Here is a 24,095-nt window from a genome sequence, read left to right on the forward strand (position 1 = left end):
CCCTCAAACTTGGCTTGATTGAAGAGAGTCAGCCAACCGTTCAATGCACTACAAGGAGTTCAAACATTGAGTACTGAACAGCAACTGGCGGCCGTGGTTAGCGCAGCGAATGCGCTAACCAACGTCGTGACAGGGAAGATTGGCGAAATTGATAAGGCGCTAACGGACGCAAGGGCGAAATATGATGAGCAGCTATCCAGTTTGAATAGCCGCTTGCCTCGTCTTGCCGTGACGAAAAACTTTCATATGGAGCCCGATACCACTGGCAAACTGATTGATGGCTGGTATGTGCATAGCGAAGTCACCGCCACCAAAGTACGGACTATTACACAGCAGGCTCAATCTGCTGGGCGGCCGGACGCTGACGTTGAGTTTATGCGCCAAGTGGAGGCTGATGTGCGCGAGCAGTTTCCCGGGTTTGATATAAGGGCGGCAGGTTACTGGCGAAATCAGGTTAATGTTTGGCAAATGAAGTGGTCCGAAAACAAATCCATGACTTGGCTGGCGTTTCCCACATCGATCGATACGGGGCGCTTGAGCGGAACGACTCCTGTGCCGTTGAATAACTGCATGACGATGGGCGCTTTTGTTCGGGTCAATGAAGGCACCATTGAGGGGGCGTGGGCCACTGGTAATACGAAGGGCAAATGGCGCTGGTGCTCCGTGCTTCACATGCCTGACAACTTCTTCGCTAATTACATGCACGTTCACCCAGTCCGCGGTTCTGCAACGGGGACGGTTGAAGTGATGCTTGCCGGTGCCTGTACAGGCGTTGTCACTCGCCCCACCGAATGGGGAACCCTATTGGGTCTGGGTTAAGGAGAAATATTGATGAAACCAGAATTTGTACTTCCTGAAATTCACCCATTGATTAAATGGAAACTGATTCGCGCCGCGCGTGATGCTGACCTGTCATCCAGTGACTACGCGGCTATGCCTGATTATCCAATTGCGGACAAAGATCGCCCAGCATTTGTGGCTTACCGTCAAGGGTTACGTGATATCCCGGATCAGGGCGCAGATCCCGAGGCCTTAGTCTGGCCTGAAAAACCTACGTTCCTTAAGTAACCCCCACCGCGAAAGCGGTTTTTTTTCGCCTCCCCAAAGCCCCTCCCGCAGGGGCTTTGGCATTTCTCACCCGGAGAATCCTACCCATGCCCACGCGCCAAACCTACACCGTCCTCATCCCTTTCCCCATCGGTAACGGCCATTGGTCCACCGCTGGCGAGGAGCTTGAACTGCTGGACGTCGAAGCATCCGCCCTGCGCACCGCCGGCCGTCTGGAACTGACCAGCGTCCTCAACTCCACCCCCAAGAAGGCTGAATAATCATGGCTGAGGTTTTGAACTTCGAGCACAACGGCATCACCGTCAATGCCACCGAGTCGCCCGAGGCCATGGGTGGCCTGGGCGATAATGTCATCGGCCTGGTGGGCACTGCCCCCAACGCCCACGCATCGATCCCGAAAAACGCGCCGTTTCGTATCAACAGCTTCACCACCCAGGCGCTGCTCGACCCGACCGGTACCGAGTCGGGCACCTTGTTCCAGGCGGTGTACCAGATCCTCAAAGTGGTCAAGGTGCCGGTCTACGTGGTGATTGTCGAAGAAGGCGCCACCCCGGCCGACACGCTCAACAATGTGATCGGCGGCAACGACCCGGTCACCGGTCGCAAACTCGGCCTGGCTGCCCTGAGCAGCGTGCCTGAAGACCTGACCATCATCGGTGCCCCGGGTTTCACCGGCACCAAGGCCGTAGCCGGCGAGTTCGCCTCCTTCGGCAAGCGCATCAAGGCCCGTGTGGTACTCGATGGCAAGGACGCTTCGGTCGCCGATCAAGTGACCTACAGCGGCGAACTGGGCGGTGCAGACCTGGGCTTCGACCGTTGCCTGCTGGTGCACAACATGCCGTCGGTGTATTCCAAGGCTGCGAAAAAGAACGTGTTCCTCTCGCCGTCCTCGTTGGCCATCGCTGTGCTGGCCAAAGTCAAGCAGTGGGAAAGCCCGGGTAATCAGGTGACCTTCGCCGAAGACGTTTCCCGCGTCGTCGAGTACAACATCCTCGACACCTCCACCGAAGGCGACCTGCTCAACCGTTATGGCGTGAGCTACTACGCCCGCACGGTGCTCGGCGGTTTCTCGCTGCTGGGCAACCGTTCCATCACCGGCAAGTTCATCAGCTATGTCGGCCTGGAAGACGCCATCAGCCGCAAGCTGGTCAAGGCCGGCCAGAAGGCCATGGCCAGGAACCTCACCAAATCCTTCATGGATCAGGAGGTCAAGCGCATCAACGACTGGCTGCAAACCCTGGTGGCCGACGAAACCATCCCTGGCGGCAGCGTCTACCTGCATCCGGAGTTGAACAGCGTCGAGAAGTACAAGAACGGCACCTGGTTCATCGTCATCGACTATGGCCGCTACGCGCCGAACGAACACATGGTTTATCAACTCAACGCCCGCGATGAAATCATCGAGCAGTTCCTGGAGGACGTTCTCTAATGTTTACCAACCGAGTCAGACAGGCCATTGCGGCCACCCTCCAAGGCCTGCCGTTGTCGGCCACGGTCGATTCCTTTACGCCGCCGAAGATCGAGTTCGAAATGGACCCGATGACCGGCGGGCGCTTCATCGCCGAGGAGGTGGCCAAAAGCGCCAAGGTGATGGGCGCAACCCTGGTACTGCAAGGGGTGGGTGCAGAAGTGTTGCTGGCGCTTGGCGTCACGCGGGGCGATGACATCCTGTTGAACGTGCGCGAAGCCGGGCAGGATCAGGATGGCAAGACCTACTTCACCTACCACACCGTGGGCGGCAAGTTGAAGTCGCTGACCGAAACCGCGCTGACGATGAATGCCAAGCCCGTCACCACCCTGGAACTGTCCTGCCGTACCTATAACCGTCTGGAAAACGGCATTTCGGTGATCGACATCGACGTGCGTACCCAGAAGTTCGTGCTCAACGGCGTCGACATTCTCGGCGACGCCCGCCGCGCCGTGCTGATGCCGTAAGGCCCCGGGGGCGGGTTCGCTCGCCCCATACCTGATCAAGGAATCACCCCATGGCCTGGATGCCTGCGCTACACGTCCTGCTGTCCCCGATCACCGCCGACACCGGTGCCGTGATCGAGCAGATTCAACTCAAACCCTTGTTCTACGCGCCACAGAAAGAAGCCCTGGCGCGCGCTGGCGACGATGAGGATGAGCAGTTTTTCGAACTGGCCAAGCTCGCCACCGGACTGTCGGAAAAAGAACTCGACCAACTCAAGCGCCCGGACTACGTCAGCATTGCGCAATACGTACACGAGATGTCGACCCAGCCTGCATCGTTTTTTCTCGATCAGGCCGATGTGCCGCGCCAATCGCTGACCAGCGAGCAGGTCGCGCTGCTGCTTCCCCTTCAGGCAAGCGGTCGCACGCTCACCCACGTCACACTGGAAATGCCCGCCATGCGCGCCACCAAAGTGATGAAAAAACTGCCCACCAACAAAGAACGCGCCGAGTTCATCACCGCTCATTGCGCCGGCCTGATGATTCCCGATCTCGCCGGCTTGACCGTGCCCGACTGGACCGAACTGCAGGGGCGCATCGACGATTTTTTAAACAAACCGGCGGACTTCTTTCGGAACGCGACATCGAAGTGATCCTCGATGTAGTACCGCTGGTTTACTCAGTAACCGAAGCGGAAATCCTCGACTGGGACGCCGGCAAGGCAATGCGCCGCTACGACATCGCGATCAATCGCCTTGGCGTTAAACAGGAGTAGAGCGGGATGGCAGACAGTAATAAAGGTGCTGATTCAGCCATCGCCAGGGACGGCGTGATGATTCAGCGCTCACCCCAAATGGCCGGCGCACAGGCCAGCCTCAACCCCATCGCGCAAACCCTGGCGAGTCCGGCTGAGGCGGTGCCGGGAGGTGCCGCGAACCTGGTGTTGGCATTGGCCGATGCCAGCCTGCAGATCAACCATTTGGCCGAAAGCCAGGCGCGGCTTGTGGGCACGCTTGAGCTGTTCAACGCCTCATTGCTCAAGATGATGGACGCCCGGCAAGCCGACGCCATCGAGGCGGCGGGCACGGGCGATACGAGCACCCGCACGGCGGCCCCCGCGGGTACGCCATCGCAGGCACTGGATGCCGCGATGACCGACCTGCACCAACTGCTGCACTTCGTCGGGCGTGAGCGCAAGTCAATGCGCGAAGCCAACCTGGCCATGGCGACCGAGCCCATGGTGGCGGCCAGCGGCGCGAGCGCGGTGGACCTGGCGAAGGTCGAGTACGTTGCGGCCAAGTCGGGTATCGGCAGCGAGCGAGTTGACGCGTCAGGCAATATCGACCAGGCCGGGCGCCAGGCAGACTTGCAGCAATTCGCCCGCGACGCGGCGATCATGGCGACGGCGTTCAAAATCGATGTGAAGCATGCCGGCGAACTCATCGGCGGATGGCGTGAGTCTATGCACCTTGACCGCGCCCAAGCCGTGGATTTGGCTGACGCGACAAATGTGCTGGGCAACGATGTCTCGCTCAAGGCCGAGTCAGCGGACATTGCAGCGATCGTGCAACGTCGCGGCGCCGCCGCAACGACTGCGGGCATGCTTCCCGAGCAGGCCGCGGCGCTTTCGGCGGTGTTGTTGAGTGCCGGTAACAGCAAAGGTGCTGCGGAGCTCGGACTGGAAAAAATCAGTCTCGCCCTGGCCAAAGGCGACAGCGCTTCTCCCGCGCAGCGCAGTGCCTGGGCAGCGCTCAAGCTTGATCCCAAAGAGCTGGCCGGTGGCATGAAACAGGATGCCCCGCAGACCCTGGTTACCGTGCTGGAGGCACTCAAGTCGCAACCGGCTGAAAAGCAGGCGGCGCTGGCGGCGCAACTGTTCGACGGTAACCAGTCGATTCTGAGCCTGGTGCCGATTATTGACAGCGTTAAACACGCTTTTTCGCAGGTGGCCGAAACGTCCACCTACGCCACCTCGGCGTTAGGCGATCAAGGCTCTGTTCAGCGCGTTGCAGCGATTCGCGCCGATTCCACCCAGGCTCGACGGCAGGCCTATGAGGCCAGTACCACGCGCTTGCAAACTGCCTCCGATGTGGCCCTGGCGCCCGCCGTGGATACCTCGCTGACAGCGATGACCGGTTTGGTCAACGGCGTGAGTGGCTTGGCTGAAGCGCTGCCTCACACCACCGCCGCCGTCACGGTGGCAGGGGCTGCACTGGGGGCTGTGCTTTCCGGCGTGTTCGATGCCGTGAAGGACAAGGTGTTTGAAAAGGTCGCGGGGAAAATTCTCCGCGAAGGACCTGCCGCTGACCCTTCCGCCCGCCCGCAGCACACTCGGAGTGACGACACCCCTACAGGTAAACCCACGCCGGGTTCGGCGTCCGGTCCTGACCGCCCAAGCAGAACGGAGAAGGCCGGCAAAGTCGCCAGACAGGCTTCGTTGGGGTTGGTGCTGGCACAGGCCGGAGTTGATGTCACACAGGGCGCGCTGACGGGGAATCCGGGTGAAGCGCTGGGCTCCAGCGTGGGTTCGATAGGCGGCGCCGTCGCCGGTGGCGTTGCCGGTGAGTTCGCCGGCATGGCGATTGGCCGAGCGGTCGGCACGCTTGCCGGAGCGGTGATCGGTTCGGTGGTGCCGGGTGCCGGTACGGTGCTGGGCGGGGTCATGGGCGGCGTCGCCGGTGGCGCGATCGGCAACGTGGTGGGCGGCGCCGTCGGTACGTTTGTCGGCAGTGACGTGGGGGCATGGCTTGCCGAGAAAGTAATGGGTTCCGGGGATCGCTTGCCGTCTCCCACGGATGTCAGCCACAACCTCAACAACCCCCAAGCCGATAACCGTCAAATCAATTTTGCCCCGCAAATCACTATCAACGCGCCGGAACAAGCCAGCTATCAGCAATTGGCGACACTCGTGGTGCAACAGATCGAAGCGCAATTTACGCCGCTGTCGATGGACAACCTGCTGGCGACGCGACGTGGCGCAGCACTGACCGATGGAGCTGTGTGATGCGACAACAGATGGTGTTGGGCACGTTTATTTTCGGGCTGTCGCGCGGGTTCGCCTACGACAGCCTCGATCGTGGCAGCAGTGGTGGGTGGGTCAGCCTGGACATCATCGCCGGCAAACCCAAATCCAGCCAGGTGGGGCAGGGCCTCGAAACATTGGCAGTGGGCGGCAAGGCCGCGCGCGCCAATGGCATGCAACGTCTGGATGAACTGCGGGCCCTGCAGGACCTGCGCGTGCCGTTGCCTCTGGTGGACGGCCTGGGGCGCAACTGGGGGTTGTGGACCATCAAGTCGATCAGCGAAAAACAAACCAGCGTCATCGACGACGGCACCGCCATGGCGATCGCCTGGTCGCTGGTATTGGAGGAGTTCGTCAATGCGTAGAGTCCGAAGTATTGCGGGCGATTCGGTAAACCTGCTGCTCTACCGAGAGCTCGGCCGCTGTGATGATGCTGCGGAGGAGGCGCTGTGGCGCTTGAATCCGGAGCTGGCGGAGAAGGGCGCAATATTGCCGGCCGGCGTCAGTGTGCTGGTGCCCGAACTGGATGCAAAACCTGTCGCGAGTCGGCCGGTTTCAGCCTGGGATTAAGGAGCGATCATGGCACTTGGATTCACACCGGTGGTGGAGCTTTACGGCGCCAATGCCGCCTTGTTCAACGAGCGGCTATTGGAGTGGGAGCATATTGACGCGGCGGGATTTGTGTCCGACCAACTCAAGTTGACCCTCGACATCGAGGGCCTTGAAGGCCTGCCCGATCTGGGCGGGAAAGTCGGCTTGCGCGTCGGTTATCTGGAGTCCGGCCTGGTGGATAAGGGCATGTTCAAGATCACTCAGCGTAAGCCGTCGCTGTTCCCGATGCGCCTGGTGCTGGTGGCCACGGCGGCGCCGTTCGATGAGCATGGGTTCAAACAGCGCCGCACCGCCAGCCATGGGCCGACAACCCTGGGCGCACTGTTTCGTCAATTGACCAGTCGCTACGGGTTTTCCCCGCGTGTGGCGCCTGAGCTCGACGGCGAGCGAATCGCGCATATCGACCAGACCAACGAGAGTGACATGGCATTTCTGACCAGGCTGGCCAAACGCTTCGATGCAGTGGCCAAGCCTGTGGACGAGCTCTATGTGCTCGGGCGCAAAGGTCAGATCAAGTCCTTGTCGGGCAAGGCGCTGCCGGATGTGCGCTTGTCCGTCACCCGTGACAATCGCCCGGGCGACCACGCCTTCATCAGCGCCACCCTTACCGAAACCAGTCGCGCCAAATATAAAGGCGTGCAGACGTCCTGGTGGGATGCGGCGGGCGGCAAAAAGCAGGTGGTAGAGCTGGGGATCGCGCCGTTCAAGGTGGTGACGCAGCGTTATCCAAGCGAGGACGAAGCGCGCTCGGCGGCGCAGGGCGAGATGCGCCGTGTGAGCCGAGAAGTACTGCAGATCGATGTGGTGTGCCCCGGTAACCCGTCGCTGGCCGCTGAAGGGTTGCTGCTGCTGGACGAGTCGTGGCCGGGCTTCATGCAGGGACGCTGGTCGATCAAGACGGTGACGGCCAGCGGTAAACGCACCGGCGGCTACCGAAGCACGATCCAGGCCAGTGGTTTGTCGGTGTAGAGATTTTTTCAGAGTAGGTCCCATGCAGATTACCCTTACCCAGCTTCTTGATGTGATGCCGGGAGCCCGCCTTCGAGCGGGCATTTTTTTGTCCCCGTTAAATGCAGCCTTCGTGCGGTACGAGCTCAACAGTGCCAGGCGCATTGCCGCCTTCCTCGCCCAAATCGGTCACGAATCCGCCGAACTGCGCTACGTACGCGAACTGGGCAGCGATCAATACCTCAGCAAGTACGACACCGGCACCCTGGCCACCCGCCTGGGCAATACCCCCGAGGCGGATGGCGATGGCCAGAAATACCGGGGCAGGGGCCTGATCCAGGTCACGGGGCGGCGCAACTACCTGGCATGCAGCCAGGCACTGTTTGGCGATGAGCGCCTGTTGCAGCAACCGCAATTGCTGGAACAACCGCAGTGGGCGTGTGAGTCCGCCGCCTGGTTCTGGTACAGCAACGGCCTCAACGAGCTGGCGGATAAAGATCAATTCACCACCATTACCCGGCGTATCAACGGCGGCCTTAATGGCCTGCAGGCGCGGGTGCAGTTGTGGGAGAGGGCGAAGGCGGTGCTATGCGTTGGCTAGGCACGTTGCGTTGGGTCGGCGTTTGCCTGCTGCTTGCACTGGTGTGGCAGGTACAGGCCTGGCGCTATGGCGCGCAGCTGGAGCGGCAGGCGGCCGGGCAGGCGCTGGCGCTCAGCCAGCAACAGCAGGCCGCGTTTGAACAGCAACAGGCAGAACAGCAAAAGCGCCAGGCCCTGGTGCGCCAACTCACTACCAGCGACCAACAACACACTCAGGAGTTGAGCGATGCCCAACGTCACCAAGCTGCTCTGCGCGACCGCCTGGCCACTGCTGATGTGCGGCTGTCAGTCCTTCTCGACGCTACCGATACCGCCGGCTGCACGCCAATGCCAGCCGCCGCCACCCCCGGCGGCGTGGTTCATGCAGCCGCGCGAGCCCGACTTGACCCGGCGCATGCTCAACGAATTATCCGCATCACCGACGACGGCGATAACGCCTTGATCGCCTTGGGTGCCTGTCAGGCCTATGTGCGAGCCGTCACGCGTTAGTCTTTTGATGCACTCTGCAACTTGCATGGCCGATGGGCTGCTGTAGGGTAGGCGAACCCCCGCCCAATCCTGGAGACGACCGTGAAGGAAATCACTCAACTGGCTGCTGAACTGGGGCGCCGTTTGCAGGTGCTCAACGCCCATGTCACCACCGCCGAGTCCTGCACCGGCGGCGGTATTGCCGAAGCCATTACGCGGATTCCGGGCAGTTCGGCATGGTTCGAGGCGGGCTATGTCACCTATTCCAACCGGCAGAAGACCCGGCAACTGAATGTGCCGGAAAAACTGTTTGCCAAGGTCGGCGCCGTCAGCCAGGAAGTGGTGGAAGCCATGGCGCGAGGGGCGCAGGAAAAAAGCCTGGCGCGTTTTGCCGTGGCGGTCAGCGGCGTGGCGGGCCCGGACGGCGGTTCGCCGGACAAGCCGGTGGGCACGGTATGGCTGGCGTTTGGCGTGGGCGATGAGGTCACGGCCGAGCGTGCGCACTTTCCCGGCAACCGCGACGAGGTCCGTCGACAAACGGTAAAGGCCGCGCTCGAAGGCTTGTTGCGACGAGCTGCAGCAGAAATAGACAATCAGGGGTAGGCGATCTTCGATCTTTGTGGAACAATACTGTCTACTTATACAGGTGTTGGCCGTCAGGCCTTATTGATTACGTGAGGACTTTAATGGACGACAACAAGAAGAAAGCCTTGGCTGCGGCCCTGGGTCAGATCGAACGTCAATTCGGCAAGGGTGCCGTAATGCGTATGGGCGATCACGACCGTCAGGCGATCCCGGCTATTTCCACTGGCTCTCTGGGTCTGGATATCGCGCTCGGCATTGGCGGCCTGCCAAAAGGCCGTATCGTTGAGATCTACGGTCCTGAATCTTCCGGTAAAACCACCCTGACCCTGTCGGTGATTGCCCAGGCTCAGAAAATGGGCGCCACGTGCGCGTTCGTCGACGCCGAGCACGCCCTGGATCCTGAATACGCCGGCAAACTGGGCGTCAACGTTGACGACCTGCTGGTTTCGCAGCCGGACACCGGTGAGCAAGCCCTCGAAATCACCGACATGCTGGTGCGTTCCAACGCCATCGACGTGATCGTGGTCGACTCCGTGGCAGCGCTGGTACCGAAGGCAGAAATCGAAGGCGAAATGGGCGACATGCACGTGGGCCTGCAAGCCCGTCTGATGTCCCAGGCGCTGCGTAAAATCACCGGCAACATCAAGAACGCCAACTGCCTGGTGATCTTCATCAACCAGATCCGTATGAAAATCGGTGTGATGTTCGGCAGCCCGGAAACCACCACCGGTGGTAACGCGCTGAAGTTCTACGCTTCGGTCCGTCTGGATATCCGTCGTACCGGCGCGGTGAAGGAAGGTGACGAGGTTGTCGGTAGCGAAACCCGCGTTAAAGTCGTGAAGAACAAGGTGGCCCCGCCTTTCCGTCAGGCAGAGTTCCAGATTCTTTATGGCAAAGGCATCTACCTGAATGGCGAGATGATCGACCTGGGCGTGCTGCACGGTTTTGTCGAGAAGTCCGGTGCCTGGTATGCCTACAACGGCAGCAAGATCGGTCAGGGTAAGGCCAACTCGGCCAAGTTCCTGGCAGACAACCCGGATATCGCTGCCACGCTTGAGAAGCAGATTCGCGACAAGCTGCTCACCCCAGCACCGGACGTCAAGGCCGCCGCCAACCGCGAGCCGGTTGACGAGATGGAAGAAGCCGACACTGACATCTGAAGCACACGATGACTGTTGTACTGGACACACTTGTCGCCGTTCGGCGCACTGCAATGGACTTGCTTGCTCGCCGCGAGCATGGTCGAGTCGAGCTGACGCGTAAATTGCGTCAGCGCGGCGCAGAGCCTGAAATGATCGAAACGGCCCTTGACCGGTTGACGGAAGAGGGGCTGTTGTCGGAGTCCCGATACCTCGAAAGCTTTGTGTCCTACCGCGCGCGGTCCGGTTATGGCCCAGCGCGGATTCGCGAAGAGTTGAGCCAGCGTGGCCTGCAACGTGCCGATATCGACCTTGCTTTGCGCGAGTGCGGTATCAGTTGGCAGTCGCAGTTGGAAGAGACTTGGCGGCGCAAGTTTGCTGGGCATCTGCCGATTGACGCCAGGGAGCGTGCGAAGCAGGGGCGTTTCCTGAGTTATCGCGGGTTTTCGATGGACATGATCAGTCGCTTGTTAAGCGGCCGGGACATGGACGACTGAATGCAAAACAAAAGGCCCACTATGAAAATAGTGGGCCTTTTTTTTCGCCTGCAAAAAATCACGCAGGCTGTGGCATCCCTCGCTGTTGCACCTCACCCTGAGGCTGCACCCAATTTTCCGGCAAGTTGATGTAGTCGACCAACTCGCGCAAACGCCCCTGGTCTCGGCCATTGAAGTTGAAGACCAGCCGCGTCAAATGACTGAACCTGGGGTCGTCATGCTCTTGGCCTGTGTAGGCAAGCTGCTGGAATTCTCCGCTCAGTCGAAGGCTGGCAAACTCATCCTGCAAATGGGCCAGGGCTTGATCACTGAGGGGATGGTTCATACGCACCACGAATTCACGCTTGAGCCAGCGGGTTGAATGGAAGTTGGCATAAAACCGGTTGATCTCGTCCACGGCGTCTTCTGCGCTGTAGACCAGGCGTATGAGCTTGAGGTCGGTCGGCAGGATGTAGCGGTTAGCCTCCAACTGGCTGCGGATAAAGTCCAGGGCGCCTTGCCAGAAACCGCCGCCTGGAGCGTCCAGCAGCACTACCGGTACCAGCGGGCTTTTACCGGTCTGGATCAGGGTCAGCACTTCCAGGGCTTCGTCCAGGGTGCCAAAACCACCCGGGCACAGAATCAGTGCGTCGGCTTCCTTGACGAAGAACAGTTTGCGGGTGAAGAAAAAGTGGAAGGACAGCAGGTTGTCGGTGCCATCGATGGTCGGGTTGGCATGCTGTTCAAACGGCAGGGTGATGTTGAACCCCAGGCTGTGCTCCAGGCCCGCGCCTTCATGCGCCGCCGCCATGATGCCGCCGCCGCCGCCGGTGATGACCATCAGGTCGGAACGTGCCAATGCCGCGCCGACCTCTCGAGCCAATGCATACAGGGGACTTTCTATCGGCGTGCGTGCGGAACCGAACACCGTCACCTTGCGTCGTCCCTTGAATTGTTCGAGCACGCGGAAAGCGTGGTCCAGCTCACGGATCGCACGCAGGGTGATCTTGGCATTCCAACGGTCACGGTCGTCCTGGGCCATGCGCAGGACCGTGAGAATCATGTCGCGATAAAGGGGAATGTTCGGGCTGTTTGGCGCGACCAGTTGGAGTTGCGCGTCAACCTGCTGCGTGAGGTCGGTACCGTTTTGTTCAAAAAGATCGAGCAGGGAGGCATTCGATTCATAAGGCATTCAACTTTCTCCTTCTTCACAGGGCCTGGCCAGCCGACGCGTGTCGTCAGGGGGGCACGACACTGCATGTGTCGTTGCTTGCCGCAGGAGGGCAGGCCTCTTTTGCCCTGAAAGTATTACAGAACAGCAGGGAAGACTGCTCTGGCGGGCGCATGGGATGAGCTGATCATGGGCTGCAAAACCCTTGGCTGGCAACCGCTTATTGGTGATTGATCACGGCGTTCAGCTGCAGGCGGGCGCTGGAGCAGGGGAGTGGCGCGTCACCGGGCAGCAACGCGCAAGGTGCAAGGCAGGGTTACTTTTTCTTCTTGGACGGAGCCGGGCAGTCGGCTTCGGCGAACTTGACCGATGCGACAGGACGGTTGGTCTTGTTCTCGGTGATTTCGTAGCGCATGACCGCGCCCTTCGCCATCAGCTCGCGGTAGCCTGGGTTGGTGCAGACACTGCGGCCCAATTGGAAATACGCGGCCTTGGGATTGGCGCGCATCTGCTCGGCGCGGTCAGGCTGCACGCTGAGATGATCGATCAGTTGCATACCTTCAACGGTGTAGGCCACTTCCAGGGTTTTCTCATCGATTTCCCGGGGCAGGTCCTTGTTGCTTTCGGTCGCGACGCTTTGCAGCTTGCGGTTCATTTGAGCCTCCAGCAGCGAGGCCGCGTGGGCGCCCATGGGCAAGGCCAGCGCAATAGCGACGGATGGGGCAACGAGGCGCAGCATGGAACGCAGCATCAAATTCTCCTGATTCGGTTACTGGTGCATAGACCAGCCACTGCGCTGTGCGTTCAGTGGCGCGCAATTATAGGTGAGCGCCGGCCACTACAGCCAGGCGTATCGCTGGTAAACTGCGCCCACTCCAATTGCTTTCGAGTTATCCCGTGTCGATTGACCCGTTTCTGTGGCGTATCCAATGAGCCACGCTGTCTCCCGCTTGCGCACCCGGCGTCTGGCCCGAGCCGTCAGGCCGTTCCTGAATCGGGGATCGCGCGCCGAGCGGTGCACCGGCTGCCGAGTGATTCCCGAATACTGCCTGTGCGCGTGGCGACCAACGGTTCAAGCCAAATCGGCGATGTGCCTGTTGATGCACGACGTCGAACCGATGAAACCCAGCAACACCGGCTGGCTGATCGCCGATGTCATTGACGACACCAGCGCGTTTGCCTGGTCGCGGACCGAGGTCGACCCGGCTCTGCTCACCCTGCTCGCCGACCCGCAGTGGCAGCCGTACATCGTGTTTCCCGGGGAATTCGTGGCGCCTGAACGGGTGGTCAGCGTGGTGGATGCAGAGGAGGGCAAGCGCCCGCTGTTCATCCTGCTGGACGGCACCTGGAGCGAAGCGCGCAAGATGTTTCGCAAGAGCCCGTACCTGGAGCATTTGCCGGTGCTGAGCCTGGCGCCGGAGCAGTTGTCACGTTACAAGTTGCGCCGTTCCAAGCGTGATGATCATTTCTGCACCGCCGAGGTGGCCGCGCTGTGCCTGGAGTTGGCCGGTGATCAGGCCGCCAGCGAAGTGCTGGACGCTTACCTCGATGTTTTCAGCACGCACTACCTGGCCGCCAAGTTTCAGTTGCCTGTGGATGAGACGGACAGTGTCCACACACGTTTGGCGCCCTATATCCCGGCGGTATGACCCGTCGACGTTCGCATGATGGCACCTTAATCACGCAACCCGCTAAAATCCCCATGGGCGTAGTGCTTGACCCCCCAGGCTACGCTGGGCATGCTGGGCGCCGATTGGGGCGCTACCTTGGTTTTTCGACGTTGTTTTGCGTGTTTTTGACGTTGAGCGTGCCCCGTGGCGATGGCCGCCTGGTCGTTGCCTTGTGTACTGGCGAACTCTGAACCCATCAGGGCTCCCGTAAAAACAGGATCATTTAATCAATGGCCACATACGACATCCTGATAGCCGATGACCACCCGCTGTTTCGCAGTGCGCTGCATCAGGCCGTCACCCTGGGCCTTGGCCCTGATGTGCGACTGGTCGAAGTCGCCAGCATTGCCGAGTTGGAAGCCCGCTTGACCGAAAAATCCGACTGGGACCTGGTGCTGCTCGACCTGAACATGCCCGGCGCCTACGGTTTTTCGGGGCTGGTGCTGCTGCGCGGGCAATATCCGCAGATACCGGTGGTGATGGTCTCGGCGCAGGAAGAGGCCGATGTGGTGGTGCGCTCCAAGGAGTTCGGCGCCAGCGGCTTCATTCCCAAGTCCAGCGCGATGGAAGATATCCAGAAGGCTGTGCGCACGGTATTGGACGGTGATGTGTCCTGGCCACCGCAAGCTTTTGAAGAAATCAACGTGTCCGAGGAAGCCAAGGCGGCCCGTGATGGCCTGGCCAGCTTGACGCCTCAGCAGTTTCGCGTGTTGACCATGGTCTGCGAAGGCCTGTTGAACAAGCAGATTGCCTACGAGCTGAGCGTGTCGGAAGCGACGATCAAGGCCCATGTCACCGCTATTTTCCGCAAGTTGGGCGTACGTACGCGCACCCAGGCGGCGTTACTCCTGCAACAACTTGAGTCAATTTCGCAGCATTAAGCTGTCACCGATTCACGCTTTTTTGACTTTGCGTGCTCTAGTTTCCCCACTCCTTTGGTTCAGTTGCCTACATCTATGTCGCCTTTCAAGGGTCAAACCGGTATCAAACGTATCTTCAACGCAGGGGGCTACTCCCTGGATGGCCTGCGCGCGGCTTTCACCGGCGAGGCGGCGTTCCGTCAGTTGGTGCTGCTGAACGTCATCCTGATTCCGTTGAGTTTTTTCCTGCAGGTCAGCCGCGTCGAACGCGCATTGCTGATTGCCGTGTGCCTGTTGGCCCTGATCGTCGAATTGCTCAATTCAGCAGTGGAGGCGGCCATCGACCGCATTTCCCTGGACCGCCACCCCTTGTCGAAGAACGCCAAGGACATGGGCAGCGCCGCGCAATTCGTCGCCTTGACCATGATCACGCTGGTGTGGGCGGTGATTCTGATCTGACGATCAGGCGATGCTCGGCAGTACGATTTCGTCGCTGCGCTGAACCCCGGCGGTAAACGCGCGGCACAGCTCCAGGAACTCGCGCATCGCCGAGGTCTGGTATTTCTGCTTATGCCAGATGAAGTAGAACTGCCGGGCCAGGTCCAAATCCGGGGTTTCTACCGGCACCAGGCTGCCACGCCGGAACGCATCGCGCAGTGCCAGCCGCGAAATGCAGCCAATCCCCAGACCTGATTCCACTGCCCGTTTGATCGCCTCGGTGTGCTCCAGCTCCAGGCGGATATTCAATGCGCTGCGATGATGGCGCATGGCCTGATCAAACGTCAGGCGCGTGCCCGAGCCTTGTTCGCGCAGGATCCACGCTTCATGGGTCAGCTCATCCATGCTTGCCACGCCACGTTTGGCCAAATGATGCTGGGGTGCGCAAAACACCACCAGCTCATCCTCCACCCAGGTTTGCACCTCGATGTCCGGGTGGCTGCAGTCGCCTTCGATTAGACCCAGGTCAATTTCGTAATGCGCCACCTGATGCACGATATGGGCAGTGTTTTGCACATGCAGTTTCACCTGGCTCTCGGGATGCTGCTGCATGAAGCTGCCGATCAACAGGGTCGCCAGGTAATTGCCGATCGTCAGGGTGGCGCCCACCGCCAGTGAGCCGAAGCCGGACTTGCCATTGAGCAGGTCTTCGATCTCCTTGGCCTGGTCCAGCAACGCCACCGCCTGCGGCAACAGTTGATGACCGAGGGCGTTGAGGCTCAGGCGTTTGCCGGCGCGGTCGAATAATTGGCAGCTGGATTGACGCTCCAGCTCGGTGATCGAGGTGCTGGCGGCGGATTGAGATAAGGCCAGCAGGCCAGCAGCGCGTGACACGCTTTCCTGCTGGGCGACGGCGACGAAGACTTGCAGTTGACGGAGAGTAAATCGCATATCGATATAACCGATAACCCTTATCTTAATAATCCAGTTAACAGATATTGTCGCCGCCATTAGAATGCTGTGCAATTGCGCACTTCACATTTGGCGCAGACCCATTTCCAGGAGTCCCCCGTACATGAGCAACATGAACCACGAGCGTGTCCTCAGTGTTCATCACTGGAACGACACTCTGTTCAGCTTCAAGTGCACCCGCGATCCGGGCTTGCGCTTCGAGAACGGTCAGTTCGTGATGATCGGCCTGCAACAGCCCAATGGCCGCCCGCTCATGCGCGCCTACTCCATTGCCAGCCCGAACTGGGAAGAGCATCTGGAGTTCTTCAGCATCAAGGTGCCGGATGGCCCGCTGACTTCCCAGTTGCAGCACTTGAAGGAAGGCGACGAGATCATCATCAGCAAAAAACCGACAGGCACCCTGGTGCTTGACGATTTGAAGCCGGGCAAGCACTTGTACCTGCTCAGCACCGGTACGGGGCTGGCGCCATTCATGAGCGTGATCCAGGACCCGGAGACCTACGAGCGCTTCGAAAAAGTGATCCTGTGCCACGGCGTGCGTTACGTCAACGAAGTCGCCTACCGCGAGTTCATCACCGAGCACCTGCCGCAGAATGAATTCTTCGGCGAGGCGTTGCGTGACAAGTTGATCTACTACCCGACCGTGACCCGCGAGCCGTTCGAAAACGAAGGTCGCCTGACCGACCTGATGCGCAGCGGCAAGCTGTTCAGCGACATCGGCCTGCCACCGATCAACCCCGAGGACGACCGCGCCATGCTGTGCGGCAGCCCGAGCATGTTGGACGAAACCAGCGAAGTGCTGAACAGCTTCGGCCTGAAGGTTTCGCCACGCATGCGTGAGCCGGGTGATTACCTGATTGAGCGTGCGTTCGTCGAAAAATAAACGCGATCAAAAAAATGTGGGAGGGGGCTTGCCCCCGATTGAGGTGGATCAGTCACAGATGAGTTGACTGACACACTGCTATCGGGGGCAAGCCCCCTCCCACATTTGGGTTCCGGTTTATCCGGCAGGCACCACTTCCAATACGCAAATCATCCCTGCCTCGGGATAGTGCCAACGTACATCCACATCCCAGAACTGCACGCCGTATTCGCGCTCTGGCCCAGGCGTCTGGTACGCCGGCCGTGGATCTTGCGCCAGGCACTGGTCAATCAACTCAACCAACGGTTCACCCAGACGCTGGGCATGGCCCTGCGCCTGTTGCAGCGCGGTCTTGAGCCACTGTACGCCAATCAGCGGCGGCGCACCGCTGGCGATGCTGTTGGTGGCCGTGTCGACGATATCGGCGTACGGCACATACGGCTTGATATCCAGCACCGGCGTGCCATCGAGCAAATCGATCCCGGAAATCCACAGCCGGCCCGCTTCCACCTTGTCCAGCTTGACCACTGACTGGCCAATCCCGTTGGGGCGATGAGTCGCTCGGGTCGCAAACACGCCCATGGACGTATTGCCGCCCAGGCGCGGCGGTCGCACTTTAAGGCGTGGCGTGTCTTCGAGTGCCTGGTGAAACAGAAACAGCAGCCACACATGGCTGACCTGCTCCAGTCCCTGCACCGCCTCGCCGCCATCGAACGGCGCCACCAGCTCCAGCACACCGCGGGCGGCCGGGGCCAGTTGCGGTTGACGCGGGATGGCGAACTTCTCCTTGAAGCAGGAGCGTACGAAGCCGATGGGCGAGACCTGGTAGGCCATTACTGGAGCCTCAAGTGGCAAGCCGCACGCCGCAAGCTCTTAACTTGCGGCTTGAAGCTTATGGCTGTTTTTAGGCTCTGACGCGCAGCGTCAGACCCTTGAGGAAGTTGCGCAACAACTGATCGCCACAGGTGCGGTAGTTGGTGTGACCGAACTTGCGGAACAGCGCGCTCAGCTCGGGCTTGGACACCGGGAACTCGGCGGCCTTGAGGATGGCGTGCATGTCGTCTTCCTTCAATTCGAAGGCCACGCGCAGTTTTTTCAGGATGATGTTGTTGGTCACCGGGGTTTCGATCGGCTGCGGCGGACGACTTTCATCCTTGCCGCGCTTGAAAATCACCAAGCCGTCGAGGAAATGCGCCATCACCTCATCCGGGCAGAACACAAAGCCTTCTTCCTCATCTTTCTTGAGGTAGGTGAGCAGGTCTTCCTTGGTCACGTCCATGCCGCCGAGCTTGATGATCTCGACCATCTTGTTATCGCTGATGTCGAGCATGTAGCGCACGCTGCGCAGTACGTCGTTGTGAATCATGGTGGGCAATCCTGGTTTTCAGCGGGTAGACACCGCCCAATCAGGCAGTGTCGGGAAAAGGGTAACGGCCTAAAACTTCTCTTTGCCGGACAGGTAACGCCACTGGCCCACCGGCACCTTGCCAATGGAAACGCCGCCAATGCGGATGCGGCGGATCGCGACGACTTTCAGGCCAACGGCTTCGCAGAACAGCGCGATGACGCCTGGCTGCGGATTTTTCAGCGCAAAGCGCAGGCGGTTTTCGTTCTGCCAGCTGGCTTTCACGGCCGGCAGCTCTTTGCCTTTGTAGGTCAGGCCGTGGTTCAGGCGGTTGAGGCCGTGGGCGACCATGTCGCCTTCGACTTCCACCACGTATTCCTGCTCGATCTTGGCCGCATCGGCGGTCAACTTGCGCAGGATTTTCCAGTCCTGGGTGAACACCAGCAGGCCGCTGGCCTTGGCTTGCAGATCGGCGCTGGCGGTCAGGCGCAGGAAGTGGCCTTTTAGCGGGCGCTTGCTGAAGCGGTGTTCTTCCGACAAGGTTTCGGCGCTGATCGACGCCATGGCCGTCTCGGCATCCATCCCCGCCGGGGCGTGCAACAGGATGGTCACCGGTTCCGGCACGGTAGCCTTGGCGTCGGGGTCCAGCTCGACCTTCTGGGTGGTGACCTTGAACTGCGGTTCGTCGATCACTTCACCGTCCACCGAGACCCAGCCGCCTTCGATAAACAGCTCAGCCTCCCGACGGGAGCAACCGACCAGTTCGATAAGGCGTTTGGAGAGGCGTATGGGGTCAGTCATGACAAGGGCCGTAACAAAAGGGGGCGGCTATTGTACCTGCCTGGCGCCGGTTAATCCCGGCCCCATTTCAGCCACTGCGTATTTGCTGCTGGCGCAGGCGCAGATGCAGCAACGGATAGGGCTGGCCCAGGCCATCGTGCTCCGTGCGTCCGATCACCTCAAAGCCTTGCTTGAGGTAAAAACCCAGCGCCTGCGGATTCTGCTCATTCACATCCAGCTCATCGGCATTCATGCAGTTGATTGCGTAGCGCAGCAATTGCCGTCCCAGGCCCTGGCCACGGTGCAGCGGATCGATAAACAGCATTTCCACCTTGCCCGCCGCTACGCCGGCAAACCCGGTGATGCGCTGGCTCGAATCCTTGGTACACACGAGCATCACTGAATCCAGATAGCGCGTCAGCAGCAGCTCTCTGAGCAGCACAATGTAACTTTCCGGCAAAAAGTCATGAGTGGCGCGCACCGAGGCCTCCCAGATCCTCGCCAGCTCGGGGTAATCGCTATTGTTGGGGGTGTGGATAACCGAATGCTCACGCATGCCCGCTGTCTCTTGTCGAAATAGGTGCCGATGGGCAAAACGATAGACCTAAAAAAGCCCCGCATCTTGTCCAGAAGCAGGGCTTTTTTAATTTTTTACCGCTTTAGTCGCGCTTTTGCGCCCACAGGTCGTATTCGTCGGCATCGGTCACGGTGCACCAGACCTTGTCGCCCGGCTTCAAACCGCTGGCATCGTCGATAAACACGTTACCGTCGATTTCCGGCGCATCGAAGAAGCAACGGCCGACCGCGCCTTGCTCGTCGACTTCGTCGATCAACACTTCGATTTCCTTGCCGATGCGCAGTTGCAGGCGCGCCGAGCTGATCGCTTGCTGGTGCGCCATGAAACGCTCCCAACGGTCCTGCTTGACGTCGTCCGGCACCACGGCCAGGTCCAGCAGGTTGGCCGGAGCGCCTTCGACCGGCGAGTACTGGAAGCAGCCGACGCGGTCCAGCTGTGCTTCGGTCAACCAGTCCAGCAGGTACTGGAAGTCTTCTTCGGTTTCGCCGGGGAAGCCGACGATAAAGGTCGAACGGATGATCAGTTCCGGGCAGATCTCGCGCCAGTTCTTGATCCGCGCCAGGGTCTTGTCTTCGAAGGCCGGGCGTTTCATGGCCTTGAGCACTTTGGGGCTGGCGTGCTGGAACGGGATGTCCAGGTACGGCAGGATCTTGCCGGCGGCCATCAAGGGAATCAGCTCGTCCACGTGCGGGTACGGGTAAACGTAGTGCAGACGCACCCACACGCCCAGGCTGCTGAGCGCTTCGCAGAGTTCGGTCATGCGGGTTTTCACCGGCGCGCCATTCCAGAAACCGGTGCGGTACTTCACGTCGACGCCGTAGGCGCTGGTGTCCTGGGAGATCACCAGCAGCTCTTTCACGCCGGATTTGACCAGGCGCTGGGCCTCGTCCAGCACATCACCCACCGGGCGGCTGACCAGCTTGCCGCGCATCGACGGGATGATGCAGAAGCTGCAGCTGTGATTGCAGCCTTCGGAAATCTTCAGGTAGGCGTAGTGACGCGGCGTCAGCTTGATGCCTTGCGGCGGCACCAGGTCGATCAGCGGGTTGTGGTCCTGGCGCGGCGGCACCACGGCGTGCACGGCGTTGACCACCTGTTCGTACTGCTGCGGGCCGGTCACGGCAAGCACGCTTGGGTGGACGTTGCGGATATTGCCTTCTTCCACGCCCATGCAGCCGGTCACGATGACCTTGCCGTTTTCCTTGATGGCTTCGCCGATCACTTCCAGGGACTCTGCCTTGGCCGAGTCGATGAAACCACAGGTGTTGACCACCACCACGTCCGCGTCCTGGTAAGTGGAGACGACGTCATAACCTTCCATGCGCAGTTGCGTGAGAATGCGCTCGGAGTCGACCAGAGCCTTCGGGCAACCCAGGGAAACAAAGCCAACCTTGGGGTTGGCTTTTGCGATGGTGGTGGACATGTCTAACCTCGGTATCGAATGACGCCGCCACCGTGAAGGGCAGGCAGCGGACGGGCGCTTGGTGCGCCTCTGATCAAAAAGTGCGCAATTCTAGCGGCGGGCAACGCACTTGACCAGCTTTATGCGGGGAAATGCGACGAGCGCTGTGCTGTTCAATACCCCAATGCCTAAGCAAATAATTCAGCGTGGCTCCCCAAGTCTACAAAGGTGATCAGGTCAGCCCGTGAATGTTCGTAAATCAGCAGGAAATCACCACCAATATGGCATTCTCTGAACCCGTCCCAGTTTCCGGTAAGCGCATGGTCTCGATACTCGGCGGGTAGTTGTTCGCCCAACAAAAAGCGAAACCATCACTACCCTGACCTCATTCATGTCTCGACGCCCGGCGCGTTTATAGCGTTCCCGGGACTTTTTAAACTCAGGTGTCTGTGCGCACTGCTTGGGTATTTCAGCGCGTTTTTGCTTCTTCTCCTGCTTCGCCATCGGCGTCCCTTAGCATGTCATCGATCGAATCGAACTGGCGACGGATAGCATGCGCTTGCTTCATGGCGCGAGCGGTTTTCTCCGAAGGGATGCGTACCTCGAAAGGCAGCCCTTGCGTCGTCACGACCTGACGGAGGAAAAGACGCATGGCGTCACTGAGGCTAAGCCCACAGGCATTGAGCACAGCAGTGGCACGCTCCTTCAAATCCTCGTCAATGCGACAACGCACATCAGTGGTTTTCAGTAATGCAGACATAGCGTGACTCCCGATCAAAAACGTAGCTACGTTGTGGCTACGTCCTGAGTATGGATCAACCCGTCAAAAAACCGGGCAAATGCTTTTTGCTCCAAGCATGACGCCAGGCGACCCATAGGTCGGAATCACGGTGGTGGTAACACGCGAAAACGTAGCGTTAGTACTCAGTGACGTCAATGCAGGCAAAAAGACGCCTGTTTTAATGCAGAGAAATGCGACCAGCGCTGCGCTATGCTTCGCGCCGTTGCTCATAGGTAAAATCCGAAGGTCAACAAAACGTCTGTTACGAGAAGTAAAACAGCGCATGCTACGGTCAGTTTGAGCACGTTGTTTATAAGCGACCTCAGGTCAAAGGGCAGGAGTGGTTGATGGGTCAGGCAAGTAGTCAGGCAGCGGGTGCCGAGCATTCGAACGCCAAGCCGATTGGCATGCTGGTAGCAGCGGTCGGGGTGGTGTATGGCGATATCGGGACCAGTCCGCTCTACACCCTTAAAGAGGTGTTCAATGGCGGTTATGGGGTACAGGTCAACCATGACGGGGTGTTGGGGATCCTGGCGCTGATCTTCTGGTCGCTGATCTGGGTCGTGTCGATCAAATACATGCTGTTCGTGCTGCGCGCCGACAACCAGGGCGAAGGCGGCATCATGGCGCTGACCGCTTTGGCACGTCGTGCGGCGGGAGAGCGCAGGAAATTGCGCAGTTTCCTGGTGGTGTGCGGCTTGTGCGGCGCGGCGCTGTTCTACGGCGACAGCATGATCACCCCGGCGATTTCGGTGTTGTCGGCCGTGGAGGGCCTGGAGTTGGCGTTCGACGGCCTGGAGCGCTGGGTCGTGCCCATCGCGCTGGTGGTCCTGGTGGCGCTGTTCCTGATCCAGAAACACGGCACTGACCGCATCGGCAAGCTGTTCGGGCCGGTGATGGTGACCTGGTTCCTGGTGCTGGGCGGCCTTGGCGTGTATGGCATCACCCTGCACCCTGAGGTGCTCAGCGCCATGAACCCGATGTGGGCCGTGCGCTTCTTCGAGGCTCACCCCGGCATCGGCGTGGCCATCCTCGGCGCGGTGGTGCTGGCACTGACCGGCGCCGAAGCGTTGTATGCCGACATGGGCCACTTCGGCCGCAAACCCATCGCCCGTGCCTGGTTCATCCTGGTGCTGCCGGCGCTGGTGCTCAACTATTTCGGCCAGGGCGCCATGTTGCTGGGCGATCCGGAAGCGGCCCGCAACCCGTTCTACCTGCTGGCGCCGAGCTGGGCGCTGATTCCGCTGGTGGTGCTGTCGACCCTGGCCACCGTGATTGCCTCCCAGGCGGTGATTTCCGGTGCGTTCTCCCTGACGCGCCAGGCCATCCAGCTGGGTTATATCCCGCGTATGCACATTCAACATACCTCCAGCGCCGAACAGGGCCAGATCTATATTGGCGCGGTGAACTGGTCGCTGATGGTGGGCGTGATCCTGCTGGTGCTGGGTTTTGAATCCTCCGGTGCGCTGGCGTCCGCCTATGGCGTGGCGGTGACCGGCACCATGCTGATGACCACGATTCTGGTGTCTGCGGTGATGCTGCTGCTGTGGAAATGGCCGCCGGTGCTGGCGGTGCCGGTGTTGCTCTGCTGTCTGTTGGTGGACGGGCTGTACTTTGCCGCCAACGTGCCGAAGATCATCCAGGGCGGCGCCTTTCCGGTGTTGGCGGGGATCGTGTTGTTCGTGCTGATGACCACCTGGAAGCGCGGCAAGCAATTGCTCGTCGAGCGCCTCGACGAGGGCGGCCTGCCGCTGCCGATATTTATCGGCAGTATCCGCGTGCAGCCGCCCCATCGCGTGCAGGGCACGGCGGTATTTCTCACGGCGCGCCCCGACGCCGTACCCCATGCGCTGCTGCACAACCTGTTGCATAACCAGGTGTTGCACGAGCAGGTGGTGCTGCTGACGGTGGTCTACGAAGACATCCCGCGTGTGCCTGCGGCGCGGCGTTTTGAAGTGGACGCCTATGGCGAGGGGTTCTTCCGGGTGATCCTGCACTTTGGTTTTACCGATGAGCCGGACGTGCCCGAGGCGCTGAAACTGTGCCATCTGGACGAGCTGGATTTCAGCCCGATGCGCACCACCTACTTCCTCAGCCGCGAAACCGTGATCGCCTCGCGTATCAAAGGCATGGCGCGCTGGCGCGAAGCGTTGTTCGCGTTCATGTTGAAGAATGCCAACGGCAACCTGCGCTTCTTCAAACTCCCGGTCAACCGGGTGATCGAGCTGGGCACCCAGGTCGAAATGTAAGACGCTGCAGCACGGGAGCCGGCAATCGGCTCCCGGTTCACCTCTGAACCCTTTACCTCTGAACTCTTTACCTCTGAACTCTTTAGCTCTGAACTCTTTAGCTCTGAACCCAGTGCGACCCTTCGTTGTCGACTAGGCTCTAAGCACCATGAAGAG

30 protein-coding genes and 1 pseudogene are annotated in these 24,095 nt (G+C 60.1%); 21 read left to right on the forward strand and 10 right to left on the reverse strand.

Translation table 11 applies throughout. The annotated features are described in order from the left end of the window. Positions 1-66: 66 nt before the first annotated feature. From BFQ00_RS20290 to recX, 16 genes are all read left to right on the forward strand, one after another. On the forward strand, positions 67-819 hold the full coding sequence (locus tag BFQ00_RS20290) for a hypothetical protein (protein ID WP_065886019.1): 753 nt from the start codon (positions 67-69) through the stop codon (positions 817-819). Positions 820-831: 12 nt separating this feature from the next. Continuing rightward, positions 832-1,068 carry a tail fiber assembly protein gene (locus tag BFQ00_RS20295; RefSeq protein WP_065891921.1) on the forward strand — a complete coding sequence of 79 codons (237 nt, stop codon included), beginning with the start codon at positions 832-834 and terminating at the stop codon, positions 1,066-1,068. Positions 1,069-1,154: 86 nt separating this feature from the next. Next, on the forward strand, positions 1,155-1,328 hold the full coding sequence (locus BFQ00_RS29690; RefSeq protein ID WP_003189022.1) for a hypothetical protein: 174 nt from the start codon (positions 1,155-1,157) through the stop codon (positions 1,326-1,328). A gap of 2 nt (positions 1,329-1,330) precedes the next feature. Next, a complete protein-coding gene (locus tag BFQ00_RS20300) occupies positions 1,331-2,497 on the forward strand; it encodes a phage tail protein (RefSeq protein ID WP_065934534.1) in 1,167 nt (388 codons plus the stop codon). Continuing rightward, a complete protein-coding gene (locus tag BFQ00_RS20305) occupies positions 2,497-3,003 on the forward strand; it encodes a phage major tail tube protein (RefSeq protein ID WP_065886021.1) in 507 nt (168 codons plus the stop codon). Before BFQ00_RS20300 ends, BFQ00_RS20305 begins: the two co-directional genes overlap by 1 nt. Positions 3,004-3,053: 50 nt before the next feature. Further along, the gene (locus tag BFQ00_RS20310) at positions 3,054-3,635 is read left to right on the forward strand and encodes a phage tail assembly protein (RefSeq protein ID WP_065934535.1); all 582 of its coding nucleotides are present in this window, start codon (positions 3,054-3,056) and stop codon (positions 3,633-3,635) included. After that, entirely contained in the window at positions 3,632-3,757 is a 126-nt protein-coding gene (locus BFQ00_RS30130; protein WP_256537039.1) for a hypothetical protein, read from the forward strand. Before BFQ00_RS20310 ends, BFQ00_RS30130 begins: the two co-directional genes overlap by 4 nt. Before the next feature lie 6 nt (positions 3,758-3,763). Then, entirely contained in the window at positions 3,764-5,986 is a 2,223-nt protein-coding gene (locus tag BFQ00_RS20315; protein ID WP_065934536.1) for a phage tail tape measure protein, read from the forward strand. Next, positions 5,986-6,369 (forward strand): phage tail protein, encoded by a 384-nt coding sequence (locus BFQ00_RS20320; RefSeq protein ID WP_065886024.1) that lies wholly within the window; start codon positions 5,986-5,988, stop codon positions 6,367-6,369. The genes BFQ00_RS20315 and BFQ00_RS20320 overlap by 1 nt, the downstream gene beginning before the upstream one ends. Next, entirely contained in the window at positions 6,362-6,574 is a 213-nt protein-coding gene (locus BFQ00_RS20325; protein WP_065886025.1) for a tail protein X, read from the forward strand. The genes BFQ00_RS20320 and BFQ00_RS20325 overlap by 8 nt, the downstream gene beginning before the upstream one ends. Before the next feature lie 9 nt (positions 6,575-6,583). After that, on the forward strand, positions 6,584-7,585 hold the full coding sequence (locus BFQ00_RS20330) for a contractile injection system protein, VgrG/Pvc8 family (protein ID WP_065934537.1): 1,002 nt from the start codon (positions 6,584-6,586) through the stop codon (positions 7,583-7,585). 22 nt (positions 7,586-7,607) lie between these two features. Continuing rightward, the gene (locus BFQ00_RS20335; protein ID WP_065934538.1) at positions 7,608-8,165 is read left to right on the forward strand and encodes a glycoside hydrolase family 19 protein; all 558 of its coding nucleotides are present in this window, start codon (positions 7,608-7,610) and stop codon (positions 8,163-8,165) included. After that, a complete protein-coding gene (locus BFQ00_RS20340) occupies positions 8,153-8,653 on the forward strand; it encodes a lysis system i-spanin subunit Rz (protein WP_065934539.1) in 501 nt (166 codons plus the stop codon). Before BFQ00_RS20335 ends, BFQ00_RS20340 begins: the two co-directional genes overlap by 13 nt. An 81-nt stretch (positions 8,654-8,734) precedes the next feature. Next, positions 8,735-9,235: a CinA family protein gene (locus BFQ00_RS20345; RefSeq protein ID WP_065886029.1), complete on the forward strand. Its 501-nt coding sequence runs from the start codon at positions 8,735-8,737 to the stop codon at positions 9,233-9,235. 83 nt (positions 9,236-9,318) lie between these two features. Then, complete coding sequence (gene recA / locus BFQ00_RS20350; RefSeq protein WP_005785454.1) at positions 9,319-10,377, forward strand: recombinase RecA; 1,059 nt, start codon at positions 9,319-9,321, stop codon at positions 10,375-10,377. An 8-nt stretch (positions 10,378-10,385) separates the two neighbouring features. Further along, positions 10,386-10,853, forward strand: coding sequence for a recombination regulator RecX (gene recX, locus BFQ00_RS20355; protein ID WP_065886030.1), 468 nt, complete (start codon positions 10,386-10,388; stop codon positions 10,851-10,853). 58 nt (positions 10,854-10,911) lie between these two features. Here recX and BFQ00_RS20360 read toward each other — a convergent pair whose 3' ends face one another. Both BFQ00_RS20360 and BFQ00_RS20365 read right to left on the reverse strand, forming a co-directional pair. After that, the gene (locus tag BFQ00_RS20360) at positions 10,912-12,024 is read right to left on the reverse strand and encodes an LOG family protein (protein WP_065934540.1); all 1,113 of its coding nucleotides are present in this window, start codon (positions 12,022-12,024) and stop codon (positions 10,912-10,914) included. Positions 12,025-12,319: 295 nt separating this feature from the next. After that, entirely contained in the window at positions 12,320-12,754 is a 435-nt protein-coding gene (locus BFQ00_RS20365; protein ID WP_065934541.1) for a PA3611 family quorum-sensing-regulated virulence factor, read from the reverse strand. 178 nt (positions 12,755-12,932) lie between these two features. Here BFQ00_RS20365 and BFQ00_RS20370 point away from each other — a divergent pair, with 178 nt between their 5' ends. The 3 genes from BFQ00_RS20370 to BFQ00_RS20380 all read left to right on the forward strand — a co-directional run bounded on the left by BFQ00_RS20370 (position 12,933) and on the right by BFQ00_RS20380 (position 14,992). Then, positions 12,933-13,652, forward strand: coding sequence for a tRNA-uridine aminocarboxypropyltransferase (locus tag BFQ00_RS20370; RefSeq protein WP_065934542.1), 720 nt, complete (start codon positions 12,933-12,935; stop codon positions 13,650-13,652). A 251-nt stretch (positions 13,653-13,903) separates the two neighbouring features. Then, the gene (gene erdR, locus BFQ00_RS20375) at positions 13,904-14,554 is read left to right on the forward strand and encodes a response regulator transcription factor ErdR (RefSeq protein WP_065891931.1); all 651 of its coding nucleotides are present in this window, start codon (positions 13,904-13,906) and stop codon (positions 14,552-14,554) included. Between the two features lie 75 nt (positions 14,555-14,629). Beyond that, positions 14,630-14,992: a diacylglycerol kinase gene (locus BFQ00_RS20380; protein ID WP_003189051.1), complete on the forward strand. Its 363-nt coding sequence runs from the start codon at positions 14,630-14,632 to the stop codon at positions 14,990-14,992. A 3-nt stretch (positions 14,993-14,995) separates the two neighbouring features. Here BFQ00_RS20380 and BFQ00_RS20385 read toward each other — a convergent pair whose 3' ends face one another. Next, positions 14,996-15,922 carry a LysR family transcriptional regulator gene (locus BFQ00_RS20385; protein ID WP_010212678.1) on the reverse strand — a complete coding sequence of 309 codons (927 nt, stop codon included), beginning with the start codon at positions 15,920-15,922 and terminating at the stop codon, positions 14,996-14,998. A gap of 124 nt (positions 15,923-16,046) precedes the next feature. On the opposite strand from BFQ00_RS20385, the gene fpr reads away from it, so the two are divergent. After that, a complete protein-coding gene (gene fpr / locus BFQ00_RS20390) occupies positions 16,047-16,826 on the forward strand; it encodes a ferredoxin-NADP reductase (protein ID WP_003189055.1) in 780 nt (259 codons plus the stop codon). Between the two features lie 117 nt (positions 16,827-16,943). Here the strand turns inward: fpr and tsaA are convergent, their stop codons facing one another. The 7 genes and pseudogenes from tsaA to BFQ00_RS20420 all read right to left on the reverse strand — a co-directional run bounded on the left by tsaA (position 16,944) and on the right by BFQ00_RS20420 (position 21,669). Then, positions 16,944-17,639 carry a tRNA (N6-threonylcarbamoyladenosine(37)-N6)-methyltransferase TrmO gene (gene tsaA / locus BFQ00_RS20395; RefSeq protein ID WP_065934543.1) on the reverse strand — a complete coding sequence of 232 codons (696 nt, stop codon included), beginning with the start codon at positions 17,637-17,639 and terminating at the stop codon, positions 16,944-16,946. 70 nt (positions 17,640-17,709) lie between these two features. Further along, positions 17,710-18,171, reverse strand: coding sequence for a DUF1456 family protein (locus tag BFQ00_RS20400; protein ID WP_005785469.1), 462 nt, complete (start codon positions 18,169-18,171; stop codon positions 17,710-17,712). Between the two features lie 69 nt (positions 18,172-18,240). Further along, the gene (locus tag BFQ00_RS20405; protein WP_065886036.1) at positions 18,241-18,951 is read right to left on the reverse strand and encodes an rRNA pseudouridine synthase; all 711 of its coding nucleotides are present in this window, start codon (positions 18,949-18,951) and stop codon (positions 18,241-18,243) included. Positions 18,952-19,018: 67 nt separating this feature from the next. Further along, positions 19,019-19,486 (reverse strand): GNAT family N-acetyltransferase, encoded by a 468-nt coding sequence (locus BFQ00_RS20410; protein WP_065934544.1) that lies wholly within the window; start codon positions 19,484-19,486, stop codon positions 19,019-19,021. 103 nt (positions 19,487-19,589) lie between these two features. Then, positions 19,590-20,930, reverse strand: a complete 1,341-nt coding sequence (rimO, locus tag BFQ00_RS20415; RefSeq protein WP_065886038.1) for a 30S ribosomal protein S12 methylthiotransferase RimO — start codon at positions 20,928-20,930, stop codon at positions 19,590-19,592. Between the two features lie 167 nt (positions 20,931-21,097). Continuing rightward, positions 21,098-21,302 (reverse strand): annotated as a pseudogene (locus BFQ00_RS29340) (type II toxin-antitoxin system YafQ family toxin). Positions 21,303-21,378: 76 nt separating this feature from the next. After that, entirely contained in the window at positions 21,379-21,669 is a 291-nt protein-coding gene (locus tag BFQ00_RS20420) for a type II toxin-antitoxin system RelB/DinJ family antitoxin (protein WP_057723256.1), read from the reverse strand. A 368-nt stretch (positions 21,670-22,037) separates the two neighbouring features. On the opposite strand from BFQ00_RS20420, the gene BFQ00_RS20425 reads away from it, so the two are divergent. Continuing rightward, positions 22,038-23,939: a potassium transporter Kup gene (locus BFQ00_RS20425; RefSeq protein WP_065886039.1), complete on the forward strand. Its 1,902-nt coding sequence runs from the start codon at positions 22,038-22,040 to the stop codon at positions 23,937-23,939. Positions 23,940-24,095 lie beyond the last annotated feature (156 nt).

Origin of the sequence: Pseudomonas sp. 28 E 9, from assembly GCF_900004785.1 — a bacterium.
Lineage (GTDB): Bacteria > Pseudomonadota > Gammaproteobacteria > Pseudomonadales > Pseudomonadaceae > Aquipseudomonas > Aquipseudomonas orientalis_A.